The sequence below is a fragment of the Streptomyces sp. RP5T genome (genome assembly GCF_003933965.1).
In the GTDB taxonomy this organism is placed as follows: Bacteria; Actinomycetota; Actinomycetes; order Streptomycetales; family Streptomycetaceae; genus Streptomyces.
The window spans coordinates 1-14,250 of sequence record NZ_RSAJ01000037.1 but is presented as its reverse complement, the minus strand read 5'-3'; the positions used below and the strand labels follow the sequence as shown (position 1 = coordinate 14,250).

The window sequence follows — 14,250 nt, the reverse complement described above, 5'->3', positions numbered from 1 at the left end:
CCGCGCGTCCGGGCAGAGCGCGGAGCGTCAGAGAGGGAATCAGCATGAGCAGTACGGCAGTTGCCGATCAGCACAGCCGGACGGTGGCGGCGGCGCACCGGCCCCCGGCGCGTCGCCGCCTGCGCCGGAACATCGCGCCCTACCTGTTCAGCGCACCAGCGATGGTGCTGTACACCGGCTTCACGGTGATCCCCGTGATGTACGCGCTCGGCTCCAGCTTCTACGCCCAGCGGCGGACCGGCGGCGGCCCCCTGGGCACCCGGTCCACGGTGTTCGTCTGGTTCGGCAACTACGTCTCGGTCTTCGACGACACCCAACTGGCCGCGGGGCTCAGGAACCTGGCGCTGTACGGAATCATCGCCGTGCCGTTCACCCTCGGGCTCGCGCTGCTGTTCGCCCTGCTGCTGGACGCACCGGGAGTCGGGATGCGGCGCTTCACACGCACCGCGATCTTCATCCCCTACGCCGTACCCGGTGTCGTGGCCGCGCTCATGTGGGGGTTCATGTATCTGGCGGGGACGAGCCCCTTCTCGCATGTCACACGGTCCCTGGGCTGGGGGGACATCCCCTTCCTCGGGCCGAGCGGGATCTACGGGTCGCTCGCCAACATCTCCGTCTGGGGCGGGACGGGGTTCAACATGCTCGTCATATACACGGCGTTGCGCAGCATCCCCCACGAACTGATCGAGGCGGCCCGCCTGGACGGAGCCGACGAGATCCGGATCGCCCTCCGTATCAAGGTGCCGCTGGTCGGGCCGGCGCTGGTCCTGACCGGGATCTTCGCGTTGCTGGGAACTCTCCAGCTCTACGGCGAGCCGCTGATGCTCAAACCCCTGACGAACACCATCTCCACCACGTGGGCTCCCCTCATGTCGATCTACCAGGACGCCTTCGCCCTCGATGATCTCCACGATGCCGCGGCGGCGTCGATCGTCCTCGCCCTCGGCACCGCGCTGGTGTCGATCGCAGTCCTCGCGCTGGTCCGCGCCTCGACGAGGCGGGGCATGCGATGAGCGCGGTCAACGAAGTGTCACGCGAACGAACCAAGATCATCCCCACGCTCCTCATGCTGGCGGGCGCGTTCTACTGTCTCCTCCCCGTGGCCTGGGTGTTCGTCGCCGCCAGCAAGGCTCCGGGCGAGCTGTTCGACTCCTTCACGTTCGCCCCCGGCAGCGGTCTGCTCGACAACCTCGGCGACCTCTTCTCCTACGACGGAGGCGCCTACGGACTGTGGGCGCTGAACTCGCTCCTGTACGCCGGCGTCGGCGGCGCCCTGTCGACGCTCGTGTCGGCCTCCGCCGGCTACGCCCTGGCGAAGTTCGCCTTCCGGGGCGGCCGGATCTTCTTCGGGGCCATCCTCGCGGGGCTGCTCATTCCCGGCATCACCCTCGCGGTGCCGCAGTACCTGCTGCTGTCGGACCTGCACCTGGCCGGCACCCAGTGGTCGGTGCTCCTCCCGAGCATCCTCAGCCCCTTCGGCATCTACCTGTGCCGGGTCTACGCCGCGAGCGCCATCCCGGCGCAGATGCTCGAAGCCGCCCGCATCGACGGCGCCGGCGAGTGGCGGATCTTCCGCAGCGTCGTGCTCCCCCTCATGGCACCGGGGATGGTGACGGTGTTCCTGCTGCAGTTCGTCGGCATCTGGAACAACTTCCTGCTGCCGTACATCATGCTCTCCGACACCCGGACCTTCCCCCTCACGGTGGGGCTGAACTCCCTGCTCGAACGCGGCGCCGGCTCGCCGTCCCTGTACACGCTCGCCATCACCGGCGCCGCCCTCGCGATCGTGCCCCTCATCGCCCTGGTGCTGTTCCTGCAACGGTTCTGGCGCCTCGACCTCATCGCTGGAGGAGTCAAAGGATGACCTGGTCCCACCTCGACAACGCCTGGCCCACACCCGGGCTCAGCTACGGCGCCGACTACAACCCCGAACAATGGGACAGGGACGTATGGAAGGAAGACGTCCGGCTGATGACGCGCGCCGGCGTCAACCTGGTCTCGCTCGGCATCTTCTCCTGGGGGCTCGTCGAGGTCGCCGACGGAGAGTTCGACTGGGACTGGATGGACGAGATCGTCGACCTCCTGGGGGCCAACGGCATCGCCATCGACCTCGCCACACCGACGGCCGCGCCCCCGGGCTGGCTGCTGGCGAAACACCCCGAGATCCACCCCGTCGACCACGACATGCGGCCGCACTGGCCCGGCGCCCGTCTCGGCTGGTGCCCGAGCAGCCCGGTCTTCCGCACCTACGCGCTCCGGATCGTGCGTGCTCTCGCCGATCGCTACGGTCACCGCGAGCATGTCGTGATGTGGCACGTCAGCAACGAACTGGGCGGCGGCAACGGCCGCTGTCACTGCGACACCTCGGCGGCGGCGTTCCGCGACTGGCTGCGACACAGGTACGGAACCCTCGACGCGTTGAACAAGGCCTGGGGGACCGCCTTCTGGGGCCACACCTACCGCGACTTCGCCCACATCATCCCGCCCCGCGGCAACGACTCGAAGAATCCGTCCCTCGTCCTGGACTTCGACCGCTTCTCCTCCGACGAACTGCTGGCGCACTACCTGGCCGAGCGCGACGTACTCAAGAGCGTCACGCCCGATCTGCCGGTCACCACGAACTTCATGGCGGGCGCCGAGCCCGACGTCGTGGACTACCCCCGGTGGGCACGCCACATGGACATCGTCGCCAACGACCACTACACGCGCTCCGCGGACCCGCTGCCCGAGCAGGACGTGGCCTTCTCCGGAGACCGCATGCGGGCGATGACGACCGAGCGCCGCCCCTGGATGCTCATGGAGCACTCGACCAGCGCCGTCAACTGGCAGCCGCGCAACCGTGCCAAGACGCGCGGAGAGCTGATCCGCAACAGCCTGAGTCATGTGGGTCACGGCGCCGACGGCATCCTGTTCTTCCAGTGGCGCGCCTCCCGGGCCGGCGCGGAGCAGTTCCACTCGGCGATGGTGCCCCACGCGGGCGAGGACACCGACGTCTACCGCGACGTGTGCACACTGGGCCGGTATCTGCGGCGCCTCGCCCCGGTGATGGGCTCACGCACTCCCCGGGCCCGGGTCGGGATCCTCTTCGACGACGAGGCCGGCTGGGCGATGACGAAGGGAGTCAAGCCGAACAACCACCTCGCCTACGGCCGAATCGTCCGGGACTGGCATCACGCGTTCTGGCGGCTGAACGAGAGCATCGAGGTGCTCGCACCGTGGGCGGACCTCACGGGGTACGAGGTGCTCGTCATACCGGCGCTCTTCCTGACCGACGACGACACCGCGGCGCGGGTGAGGACCTACGCCGAGGCGGGCGGCACGGTCGTGGTGGGCTTCCTGTCGGGCATCGTCGACGAACACGACCAGGTGCGGACCGGCGGCTTTCCCGGCGCCTTCCGCGAGCTCCTGGGCGCCTGGTGCGAGGAGTTCCGGCCGCTCCAGGAGGCCGAGACGTTCACCCTCGACAACGGATGGTCCGGCACCGAGTGGACCGAGCTCCTGCGGGTGGGGGACGCCGAAGTGATCGCCCGCTACACCGGGGGTGACCTCAGCGGCCGTCCTGCGATCACCTCACGCGCGGTCGGGGCCGGGGGGCGTGCGGTCTACGTCTCGGCCGGTCTCGACCACGACGCCCTGCTCGCTCTGGCACGTTCCCTGGTGCCGCACACCGCCCCGGCGGACGTGCCGGCAGGGCTCGAAGTGCTGGTGCGTCACAACGACGAAGAGACGTTCACCTTCTTCGTCAACCACGCCGACGACGAAGCGACCGTCACGGCACGGGGCCAGGAGATGCTCACCGGCGAACCCGTCGGCGGGGAGCTGCGTGTACCGGCCCGAGAGGTACGGGTCGTGAGGTCAGGAGACCGGAGCTGCACCTGAACCCTGAGGAGCCCGCCCTGTCCTGTTCGCGGATGCCGCCCGTCCCGGAAGGAGGGCCGACCCCGGTGCCGTGATCGCGACGCCGCATCCCGCCAGAAGCCATTCATGGGCGAAGATGACACGGGGCGAGGAAGGAAGTGCGCATGGCTCGGGGCAGGACCACACTGGCGGATGTGGCGCGGCATGCCGGCCTCTCGGTCACCGCGGCGTCGCTGGTGCTGAACCGGCGGCCCGGGATCAGGATCTCCGAGGAGGCGCAGGCCCGGGTGTTCGCCGCCGCGGACGAACTCGGCTACCGGCCCAACGTGGCCGCCCGCAGCCTGCGCACCCAGAAGACCGCGACCATCGCCTTCGTCTCGGACGTCGTCGCCACGACCCGTTTCGCGGGGGACATGATCCGCGGCGCCCTGGACGCGGCCCGCGAACGGGAACACGTCATGCTCATCGCGGAGACGCAGGGCGACCCCGACACCGAACAGCAGGCCGTGGAGGCCATGCTCGACCGTCAGATCGACGGCTTCGTCTACGCCGCCATGGCATGCCGGCGGCTGTCCGTCCCGCCGGCCATGTCGAACCGGCCCACGGTGCTGCTCAACGGTGACAGCGCCGACGCCGTCGCCTCGGTGCTGCCCGACGACGAGGGCGCGGGCCACAGCGTGGCGATGGAGTTGATGAAGCACGGCCACCGCCGTGTCGCCGTGATCGGGCGGGCCGAGGCGCTCGAGCGCGACCCCCGTCGATCGCTCGCCGCCGGGCCACGCCTGCGCGGCATCCGGCGCGCCCTGGCCCACTACGGCGTACGGCTGACCCCGGGCGGCCGTGCGGAGGCATGGGAACCCGAGGAGGGGTACGAGGCGATGCGGGCGCTGCTGCGGCGGCGGACCCTCACCCGCGGCATCATCTGCATGAACGACCGGTTGGCCCTCGGCGCGTACCAGGCCCTCGGCGAGGCGGGCCTGAAGATCCCCGAGGACGTCTCCGTCGTCTCGTTCGACGACGACCCCATCGCGGGCTGGCTGCGCCCGGGCCTGACCACGGCCGTCCTGCCGCACGAGGCCATGGGGCGGCTCGCCGTGGAGATGCTGCTCGACTGGGATCTGCGGCCGGGCACCCGCTGGGTTCCCATGCCGTTGCGTGAGCGGGCGTCCGTCGCCCCGCCCCGGGACTGACCGCTCCGGGACTGACCGCCCCGCGACTGACCGCACCGTACGCCGCCGCGCCTTCGCCCCCTGCCGTCCTTTTCCTGGACGACGCTTTGATAAAACGATTTACCCTGTTAGCTTTCCTTCATCGTCTGCAAAGGAGGGTCGTTGATGCTGCGCTTGCCCGATCACTGGGTCTGGGACAGCTGGTATGCCAGGGACGACGACGGGCGCCATCACGCCTTCTTCCTGCGCGCCTCCCGCGCGCTGCTGGACCCCGACCGGCGTCACCGGCGCGCCTCCGTGGGCCACGCCGTCTCCGACGACCTGCGCGCCTGGCAGATGTGCGCCGACGCGCTCGTCGCCGCGGACGGTCCGTCCTGGGACGACCTGGCCACCTGGACGGGATCGGTGGTCCGCGGGCCCGACGGCGTCTGGCACATGTTCTACACCGGGGTGAGCAGGGCCGAGGACGGTCTGGTCCAGCGGATCGGCCTGGCGGTCTCGGACGACCTGCACACCTGGCACCGGCACGGCACCAAGGCCCTGGTCGAGGCGGACCCGCTCTGGTACGAGCGTCTCGACGGCACGGCGTCGACGACGGGGACCTGGTACGAAGAGGCATGGCGTGATCCGTGGGTGTTCCCGGACCCGGCGGGGGCGGGCTGGCACATGCTGATCACCGCCCGTCTCGGGAGTGGCCCGGCGGGCGGCCGCGGCGTCATCGGACACGCCCGCTCGGACAACCTGGTCGACTGGGAGGTCGGGCCCCCCGTCACCGAGCCCGCCGGGTTCGGCCACCTGGAGGTACCCCAGGTGGCCGTCGTGGACGGCCAGCCTCTCCTGCTGTTCTGCACCAACACGTCCGAGGACCCCGACAGCGGCACCGAGCACCGTGTGTGGTCCGTGCCCGGACGCTCCCTCACGGGTCCCTGGGACATGACCGCGGCGAAGCCCGTCACATGCCCCGGGCTCTACGCGCCGCGCCTCGTCCAGGAGCCCGAGGGCGCCTGGCAGCTCATCGGGTTCGTCAACGAGCGGGACGGGGCGTTCGTCGGTGAACTCACCGATCCCGTGCCGGTGCGCTACACACCCTCCGACGGGCTGCAGCCCGTCCGGTGAAGCCCTTGTGCGGCCGGCCGGCCCGCACTCCACTCCCGCGCGTGCCGCCGACCTGCGTGCCCGTGGGCCCTCTGCCGTTCAGACGGCCTTGTGCGCGGCCTCGCCCGACGGCACGACGGCCGCGTGGGAAGCGCGAAGCCTCACCGGCATGGCGATGCGGTGGACGGCGGGATCGGCCGCGCCGTCGAGCAGTACCTCCACGGCGGTCCGGCCCAGCCCGTAGTGGGGGAGGGCGACACTGGTCAGCCGGGGCCGCAGCCAGGTCGCCAGGTCCGAGTCGTCGAACGAGACGACACACACGTCGTCCGGGACGCGCAACTCCGCCTCCTGGAGCGCCTGGTAGGCGCCGAGCGCGACACGGTCGTTGAGGCAGATCAAGGCCCGGGGCACGGTTCCGGCCGCGAGGAGGCGCCGTACCTCGCGGTGACCGTCCTCGGGCTGCCAGTCGCACTCCGCCACCCCGTCGAGCCGGACGCCGGCCCGCGCCATGGCCTCCTCGACACCCCGCATCCGCTCCAGGCCCGCCCAGACTCCGTCAGGCGTCTCCGCCGTCATGTGGCGTCCGCCGATGACGTGGATTCCCGCAGTGTGTCCGGCCGCCAGCACGACCGCCGCCGCGTCCCGTCCTGCGTTGAACTCGTCGGGCAGGACGCAGGGAGCGCGAGCCTCGTCCTCGTAGCAGTTGAGCAGCACCACGCGGGAGTCGCGCAGGGCCTCGGGGATGCGGACCTTCCGGCTGTACATGGTGGCGTAGACGAAACCGTCGACCTGACGGTCCAGCATCCCCTCCACGAGCTGGATCTCGATGCCGGGGTCGCCCTCGGTCTCCGCGATGAAGAGCACGTGGTCGGCGGCCCCGGCCGCGTCGAGCGCACCGTGGATCACCTCGCCGGCGAACTGCGTGGTGGCGATGGTGTCCGAGATCAGGGCGACGGTCCGGGTCACCGAGGTGCGCAGGCCGCGGGCCGTCAGGTTGGGCCGGTACCCGAGCTCGCCGGCGGCCAGCCGTACACGTTCCTCGGCCTCCGCCGAGATACGCATGTCCTGTCGGCCGGCGAGTACGAACGACGCGGTGGTCGTCGACACCCCCGCCCTGCGGGCCACGTCGGACATGGTGACACGTCGCCGGGTCATCGCACTCCTCAAGCAATCGAAACGACAAGGGCGGCTGCTCGCACCGGGCGCGCAGGGGTGCCGCACCCCCTCGCGATGCTCCGCGGACACTGCCGGTCGATGAACCCGGCGTTGCCCAGGCGTTACCTCCTCGATCCTTGACACGGTTCGGGGCAGGGCCCATGCTCGCTGCTAAATCTATTTAGCACCCGTAAAACCCGCCTTGGCAACACTCTCCCCGTTCCCTTCCACCCCACCGTCCCGCCGGTGACGACGGTGGGACGGTCATCGGATCCGGCTGTCGCGGCTTCCCCACGGGCCCTGCCGGAGCGGCCCGGAGGGCATCAGCTCCGGCACCGGTTCCGCCGACCGAGCACGACGGGTGGATCGCACGGATCCTCCCCACCCGTGACACACGCAAGGAGTCCTCCATGTACGAAGGCAAGGCCGGGCGCCCGGCCGGACGGTCCCGTCAACACCCCTGGCGAGGGCGGCTCGCGCCGGCCGTGGTGCTTCCGCTGACGCTTCTGGGCGCGGCGTGCAGCGCCCCGGGCTCCGGGGACACGGCCTCCTCCGACGACAGCGCGGTGACCACCTCGCTGGGCAAGGGCAAGGTCACGCTGCAGATGTACGCCGAGACCGGGTTCCCGCTGGCCAAGGCCCTGGCCGACGAGTTCACCCGCCAGCATCCGAACGTGACGTTCAAGGTGCGGGAGGACCAGTTCACCGTCCTGGTCGAGAACGCGCCCCGCGTGCTGTCCGGGGACAACGCCCCGGACGTCATCCGGCTGCCCACCATGGTCGACCTGGTCAAGGACGGCCTGCTGAAGAACCTGGACGCGTACGTCAAGGCCTACGACTGGAACAAGTTCCCCGCCTCCCAGCTGGCCCAGCTGCGCGTGAACAAGGACGGACAGCGGGGCTCGGGTCCGCTGTACGGCGCGGGTCTCGGCTACAGCGTCACGGGTGTGTTCTACAACAAGGACCTGGCGGCGAAGGTCGGCATGACCAAGCCACCCGCCACGGTGGCCGAGTTCGAGAGCCTGCTGGCCCGGACGAAGAAGGCCGGCGTCCAGCCGATCATGCAGTTCAACAAGAACACCGCCGGCATCAACTTCCCCTACCAGGCGCTGCAGAACCAGTTCACCGACCCGGCCGAGGTCAACGACTGGATCTTCCAGAAGCCGGGAGCCACCTTCGACACCCCGGCCTCCCTGAAGGCCGCGCGGACCATCGAGAAGTGGGCGAAGGCCGGGTACTTCCCCAAGGACGCGAACGCCATCGACTACACCACCATGGTGGGTGACTTCGCCAAGGGCCAGGGCCTGTTCATGTTCAACGGCGACTGGGAGTCCGCGAACCTGGACACCAAGATGCCCGGCAACGTCGGCTTCTTCCTCTTCCCGTCCGAGAGCGCGAGCGGCCGCCACGTGGCGATGTCCTCTCCGAACACCTTCGGAATCGGCGCGCGGGCCAAGCACCCGAACGAGGCCGCCTACTTCCTCAACTGGCTCCACACCGACGCCAAGGCCCGCAAGATCCTGGTGGACGTGGGCGGTTCGAGCCCCGGTGGCCCGGCCGACCTCGCGGTGCCGAAGGCCAAGGAGGGCTCGGTCCTCGCCTCGACCCTTGAGGCCTCGCAGCAACTTGCCGCCGAGAACGGCGCGGTGGACTTCACGGCCAACGCGACGGGATCGATCTTCGCTTCGGCCATCACGCCCGAGCTCCAGAAGCTGATCGTCGGTCAGCAGACCCCTGAGGGCTACGTGAAGGCCGTACAGAAGGAGTACGAGAAGGAGTTGTCGCAGTGACGCAGACGGGCGCGGCACGCGGACGGTCGGCGAGGACCTCGCCGGCAAGTGCCGCGGAGCCGGTGCAGACCCCGGCCCGCCGGGCTCCCCGCGCCCTGCGGGGAGCCGACAGGACCCGCTGGCGCGGCTGGCTCTTCGTTCTCCCGGCGCTGGCGGTGTACGGGTTCTTCGTCCTGAGGCCCCTGCTGACGACCATGCAGTACTCGCTCTACCGGTGGGACGGCATCGGCCCCTCGCAATGGGTCGGCCTCGACAACTACCGCACCGTGCTGACCGATCCGGACCTCCTGGAGATCATCCTGCACGCCTTCGTGCTGATCATCTTCTTCAGCTTCGTCCCGGTCTGTCTCGGCCTGCTCGTGGCGAGCCTCATCCACCGGGTCAGCAAGGGTCCGCTCGGGGCGGCGGCCCGCACGATCCTCTTCCTTCCGCAGATCATCCCGCTGGTGGCCGCGGGCATCGCGTGGAGCTGGGTCCTGAGCACGACCGGAATCGTCAACCAGGTCCTGAACTCCGTCGGCCTCGACCGCTACTCCCGCGCCTGGCTGGGCGAGTTCGACACGGCCCTGCCGGCGGTGGGCGTGATCGGTGCCTGGGTGCTGCTCGGCCTGTGCACCATTCTGCTGGTGACCGGGATGAGCAAGATCGACCCTGCGCTGTACGAGGCGGCGAGGATCGACGGAGCGGGCTCGGTGCGCGAGTTCTTCGCCGTCACGCTGCCGAGCCTGCGCCGGGAGGTCGGCATCTGCCTGACCGTGACCGTCATCGCCGCCCTGGCCAGCTTCGACATCGTCTACATCTCCACGAGCGGCGGCCCCGGCACGGCCACGACCGTGCCGGGCCTGGAGATCTACCGGCTGGCCTTCGCGCAGCGGCAGGTCGGCCTGGCCTCGGCACTCGCCGTGGTGCTCATGCTGCTGGTCCTGGTCTGTGTGCTGCCGATCCAGCGCCTGTCGCGAGAGGGCAAGTGAATGAACATCAGCCGACGCGAGGCGATCACCGGCAGGGTCTTCCTCGTCCTGCTCATGGTGGTCACCCTGCTGCCCTTCGTGAGCATGCTCTCGGCCGCCCTGCAGCCGAGGGGTACGGTCCCCTCCGGGCTGGAATGGCCCTCGGACCCGCACTGGCACAACTTCGTCGACGCCTTCGACGTGGCCAACATGGGTGCCCTGCTGAAGTCCAGCCTCCTCATCGTGGCGGGCGTGGTGCCGGCCGCCGTCTTCATAGCGACGCTGGCCGGCTTCGGCCTGGGACACCTCAAGGTGCGCGGCGGCGCGGTCGCGATGGGTGTGCTGCTGCTCGGCCTGACCATGCCGTTCGAGGCCGTGATCACCCCGATCTACTACCAGATCAGGGACCTGGGCCTGCTCAACACCCGGTGGGCCATCATCCTCCCGCTGATCGGGCTCTACATGCCCTTCTCGGTGTACTGGATGCGCGCCCACTTCCTCAACGTGCCGAAGGAGTTGTCGGAGGCGGCCCGGGTCGACGGCGCGACGACCTGGCAGTTGTTCCGCCGGATCCACATCCCGCTGGCCCGGCCCGCCATCTCGTCCCTGACGATCCTGCTGTTCCTGTGGACCTGGAACCAGTTCCTGTTGTCCATCGTGCTCGTCGACGATCCCGCCAAGCGGACCATGGCGGGCGCGCTGGGCGCGTTCCAGGGACAGTGGGGCACGGATCTGGTGTTGCTGTGCGCGGGGTCCCTGCTGATCCTCACTCCGACCCTGGTGCTCTTCCTCATCTTCCAACGGCAGTTCATCAGCGCGCTGTTGCAGGGGTCGGTCAAGGGCTGAGGCAAGGGTGCGGAGCGCGGCGGCCCGTGCCCGGCCGGCCGTGTCGAATGCGGCGGCGGTGATGACCTGGAACGGGGTAGGGGAGATGTGCGCCGGCCGCGAGCCGGACCCCTGGACGAAGTCCCGCTCGGCGTCGCCTCGTTGGCGCACACGCGTGGCGGCGCCTCGGCGCAGGTGAAGGATCCCGATGTATGCCGGGGCCGAGGCCGAGGGGCACTGCCTTGCCGATCAGTTCGACGAGGTGCCCTCGCGAGTTTGCAGAAAAGCCTTTCTACGGTGCCCACGGCCTGCGAGTCTTCGGCTCGGCCCTCGGATGTCATGTCCGGGACCACCGAACCGTCGACTGGAGCCCCCCATGCCCCGTGCAGTCACCAGCACCGGACCCCGCCGCCTCACCAGGGCCGCCGCCACAGTGTGCGGTGCCGCCGCCCTCGCCCTCACCCTTCCCGGCAGCGCCTCTGCCGGGGTGATGCCCAACCTGCCCGAGAACGCGACCGCGTTCCAGAAGAACTTCGAGCCGGTCTACGACTTCGACTCGGACAGCTGCTACCCGGCTGCCGCCATCGACCCGGACGGCAACCTGAACGGCGGTCTCAAGCCGACGGGCCCGATCACCGGTGAGTGCCGCTCCGGCCACCTCGGTCACGCCAACACCTACTCGCGCGCCAAGTGCAACAACGGCTGGTGCGGGATCATCTACGCCAGCTACTTCGAGAAGGACGAGGCCTCGCCCGGCATCGGCCACCGTCACGACTGGGAGTGCATGGTGGTCTGGGTCAAGGAGGGCGACGCCCTGCCCTCGTACCTGTCGGCCTCCGCGCACGGCGGCTTCAGTACCCACCCGATCGCCGACGTCCCGATGAACGGCCAACGCGTCGAGGCGGTTTACCACAAGGACGGCGCCTCGACCCATGCCTTCCGGTTCGCGAAGTGGGGTGAGACCCCGGAGAACGACACCGGCGCCTGGCACCAGGAAAACCTGCTCACCTGGGACAACATGGCCTCCAACCTGCGCGGCATTCTGAACGCCTCCGACTGGGGCGACGCGAACTTCCCGCTCCAGGACTCCAAGTTCGCCGACCACCTCAACAAGGCCAAGCCGAGCGACATCCCCTTCGCCCCGTACGCCTGACAGCGGTCTGATAGCGCGGCGCGGAATCGCGGGTCCCCTGAATTCGTACGGGTCCCCCGGAGATATCCGGGGGACCCAGGCATGTCCAGAGGGAAATGCGATCAGGAGCCGACGATGTCCCGCACATTGTCGAGGGCGCCGCAGCCTGCCTTGAGCTGCCGCTCGCGTTCTTCCAGGAACGCGTCACCCAGTTCCTCGCGACGCTCCATGGCCACGCTCTCGCGCGCCCCGTTCAGGATGGTGCGCTCCTCCTCGTCCGCGTGGTGCGTGACGGCCTGCACGAGTTCTTCCAGCTTCTCGTCCCACTCCTCGGAGCCGACCTCATCGACTTCCAGGAGTTCCAGGAGCGCCTTGTTGCCCTCCTCGTGCTCCTCCTCGCCGTGTTCCACCTCGTCGTCGTCGATTTTCTTGTAGCGCTTCAGAGCGGGATACACCTTCGCCTCTTCCGCCAGGGCATGGGCGATCAGCAGATCGGAGAATTCCCGAAGGGCGGCAGCCCGGTCGGCTTCGACGCTGCGCATCAGGCGAAAGAGATCCTCCATTTTCCGGTGGTCCTGGAGGATCAGTTCAACTACGTCTCGTGTCTGCGCCATGGGGGTAGGCATCACTTTCGTGCGGGGACCTTGCAGGCATCCGGTTACCCCGTCCTGCGATGTTCAGCGGAATGTTTTGGCCGGATATCGAGAAGCTCTCGGGCGACTACGCAGAGTTACGAATATGGTCCGACGAGCCTTGTGAAGGCGGCTCGTCGGACCCCGGCACGCAGGGAAGACAGGTCACCGGGCGGGGACGTCGTCCTGGAACGTGGTGCCCGCGCTGCGGTACGCCGCCACCTTGGAGGTGACCTGTGACGGCGTGAGGACCTGGTCCTTGACGTGCAGGACGTAGTCGACCTGCTCGTCGTAGGCACGGGGGGTGCCGCTGGTCAGCCCGCCGAAATCGATCAGCCACTGGTTGAAGTTGATGGACATGGGTCGCTCCGGCAGGTAAGCGGCGTCATGGGTGCCGAAGAGCCGGCCGTCGATGTAGTACTTGATGCTGCTGTCGTCGATGGTCAGGACCAGGTCGTGCCAGCCGGCGTAGCTCTGGCGGCTCTCGCTGTGCTGGTTGACCGCCACCCAGGGGTCAGCCTGGTAGGTCTCCCAGGACGTGGTGTAGAGGATGTCGGAGGGCTCGCCCCAGCCGCCGTTGGGCAGGTACTCGAAGTCGTACTCGGCGTAGTCGTCCGCCATGGGTGCTGTGAGGTCGTTGATGGTGAAGAAGGTCTGGACGACGTGGTCACCGTCCGGCCCGGACTTGGGGGCGTCGCTGAACTTGACGCGGGCCGCGTAGGTTCCGTTCCTGAACTTCATCGCCTTGGTGAGGATCTCGGCCTGTTCGGTGCTCGCTCCGGTGCCGGCGGTCGAGGCCTCCAGGTTCATGGCGGAGTTGCCGCCGGAGGTGGAGAAGGTGACGTTCTCCGGGGCCCAGGTGGCGCCGGAGACGCCGGGGCCACCGGAGTTGGAGCGTACGTTCCAGCCGTTCGCCGAGATCCTCGGATCGGCGTGGCTGGTGTAGTTGAAGTCGTCGAACAGGGTGGCGCCGCCTGTCGGAGGATCGGTGGGAGGGTCGGTGGGCGGATCCGTCGGGTCGTTGCCGGCGGGGGCCTGGCCCCACACCGTGGTGCCGGCGAGTTGGGCCGTGACCCTGGACCAGTCGGCGTACGAGGTCTGGGAGGCTCCGAAGGAGTAGTCGTCGCTCTGGTTCAGCGGGGCCCACGTCGACTGGTAGAAGCGCAGTTGCATGTCGCCGGTGTCGGCGCCGGGCGCGAGAGAGCCGGCCCCGGAGGTGAAGCCGATCTCCAGGTAGCGGTCCGCTGTGGCGGTGGGGTGGGTGAGCGTGCCGAAGGTGCCGGTGATGTTGGCGCAGCCTTTGACGGCCCAGGAACAGGCGTAGCGGTACGCGGCGTTCGCGGAGTCCGCCTTTTGAAGTAGTAGCGGATCTTGACGTTCTGCAGGGAGACGCTGCTGGTGCCGGTGTTCCTCACCTTGAACCAGGGTTCCGCCTGATCGGTGCCGGCTCCGCTCGCGCTGGTCCGGTACTGGACGCTCAGGCCGTCGGCGGCCGCGTTCGCGGTGGACGGGAGCGCGGTGAGCGCGGCAACGCCCATGGCGACAGCGATGACGGTGGCTGTGGTTGCGCGCAACCGGCTCTTGCTGGATCTCATCGTTGATCCTTCCAGAAAGGTGGGGGTGATTCCCGGAACGGGCCAGGGC

General features: G+C 69.0%; 12 protein-coding genes and 1 pseudogene. 10 read left to right on the top strand and 3 right to left on the bottom strand.

Features of this window, described 5'->3' with window-relative positions; all coding sequences use genetic code 11:
- Window positions 1-44 precede the first annotated feature (44 nt).
- The 5 genes from EHS43_RS06605 to EHS43_RS06585 all read left to right on the top strand — a co-directional run bounded on the left by EHS43_RS06605 (window position 45) and on the right by EHS43_RS06585 (window position 6,143).
- Window positions 45-1,013 (top strand): carbohydrate ABC transporter permease, encoded by a 969-nt coding sequence (locus tag EHS43_RS06605; RefSeq protein WP_125189595.1) that lies wholly within the window; start codon window positions 45-47, stop codon window positions 1,011-1,013.
- Window positions 1,014-1,066: 53 nt separating this feature from the next.
- Window positions 1,067-1,864: a carbohydrate ABC transporter permease gene (locus EHS43_RS06600; RefSeq protein WP_260470414.1), complete on the top strand. Its 798-nt coding sequence runs from the start codon at window positions 1,067-1,069 to the stop codon at window positions 1,862-1,864.
- Complete coding sequence (locus EHS43_RS06595; RefSeq protein ID WP_125189593.1) at window positions 1,861-3,879, top strand: beta-galactosidase; 2,019 nt, start codon at window positions 1,861-1,863, stop codon at window positions 3,877-3,879. The genes EHS43_RS06600 and EHS43_RS06595 overlap by 4 nt, the downstream gene beginning before the upstream one ends.
- A gap of 143 nt (window positions 3,880-4,022) precedes the next feature.
- A complete protein-coding gene (locus tag EHS43_RS06590; protein WP_125189592.1) occupies window positions 4,023-5,048 on the top strand; it encodes a LacI family DNA-binding transcriptional regulator in 1,026 nt (341 codons plus the stop codon).
- Window positions 5,049-5,192: 144 nt separating this feature from the next.
- Window positions 5,193-6,143, top strand: a complete 951-nt coding sequence (locus EHS43_RS06585; RefSeq protein ID WP_125189591.1) for a glycoside hydrolase family 68 protein — start codon at window positions 5,193-5,195, stop codon at window positions 6,141-6,143.
- A gap of 78 nt (window positions 6,144-6,221) precedes the next feature.
- Here the strand turns inward: EHS43_RS06585 and EHS43_RS06580 are convergent, their stop codons facing one another.
- Window positions 6,222-7,277, bottom strand: a complete 1,056-nt coding sequence (locus tag EHS43_RS06580; protein ID WP_260470412.1) for a LacI family DNA-binding transcriptional regulator — start codon at window positions 7,275-7,277, stop codon at window positions 6,222-6,224.
- A gap of 410 nt (window positions 7,278-7,687) precedes the next feature.
- Here EHS43_RS06580 and EHS43_RS06575 point away from each other — a divergent pair, with 410 nt between their 5' ends.
- The 4 genes from EHS43_RS06575 to EHS43_RS06560 all read left to right on the top strand — a co-directional run bounded on the left by EHS43_RS06575 (window position 7,688) and on the right by EHS43_RS06560 (window position 11,995).
- Window positions 7,688-9,067 (top strand): ABC transporter substrate-binding protein, encoded by a 1,380-nt coding sequence (locus EHS43_RS06575; RefSeq protein ID WP_125189590.1) that lies wholly within the window; start codon window positions 7,688-7,690, stop codon window positions 9,065-9,067.
- Window positions 9,064-10,038: a carbohydrate ABC transporter permease gene (locus EHS43_RS06570; protein ID WP_260470411.1), complete on the top strand. Its 975-nt coding sequence runs from the start codon at window positions 9,064-9,066 to the stop codon at window positions 10,036-10,038. The genes EHS43_RS06575 and EHS43_RS06570 overlap by 4 nt, the downstream gene beginning before the upstream one ends.
- On the top strand, window positions 10,039-10,863 hold the full coding sequence (locus tag EHS43_RS06565) for a carbohydrate ABC transporter permease (RefSeq protein ID WP_125189589.1): 825 nt from the start codon (window positions 10,039-10,041) through the stop codon (window positions 10,861-10,863). It begins immediately after the preceding gene.
- A 355-nt stretch (window positions 10,864-11,218) separates the two neighbouring features.
- Window positions 11,219-11,995, top strand: coding sequence for an NPP1 family protein (locus EHS43_RS06560; protein WP_125189588.1), 777 nt, complete (start codon window positions 11,219-11,221; stop codon window positions 11,993-11,995).
- Window positions 11,996-12,096: 101 nt separating this feature from the next.
- Here EHS43_RS06560 and EHS43_RS06555 read toward each other — a convergent pair whose 3' ends face one another.
- Both EHS43_RS06555 and EHS43_RS06550 read right to left on the bottom strand, forming a co-directional pair.
- Window positions 12,097-12,588 (bottom strand): hemerythrin domain-containing protein, encoded by a 492-nt coding sequence (locus EHS43_RS06555; protein WP_125189587.1) that lies wholly within the window; start codon window positions 12,586-12,588, stop codon window positions 12,097-12,099.
- Window positions 12,589-12,771: 183 nt separating this feature from the next.
- Window positions 12,772-14,144, bottom strand: a pseudogene (locus EHS43_RS06550) (cellulose binding domain-containing protein).
- Between EHS43_RS06550 and EHS43_RS47445 the strand changes: the two are divergent.
- On the top strand, window positions 14,047-14,250 hold a 204-nt coding region (locus EHS43_RS47445), incomplete at its 3' end, for a hypothetical protein (protein ID WP_260470415.1). The pseudogene EHS43_RS06550 and the gene EHS43_RS47445 overlap by 98 nt on opposite strands.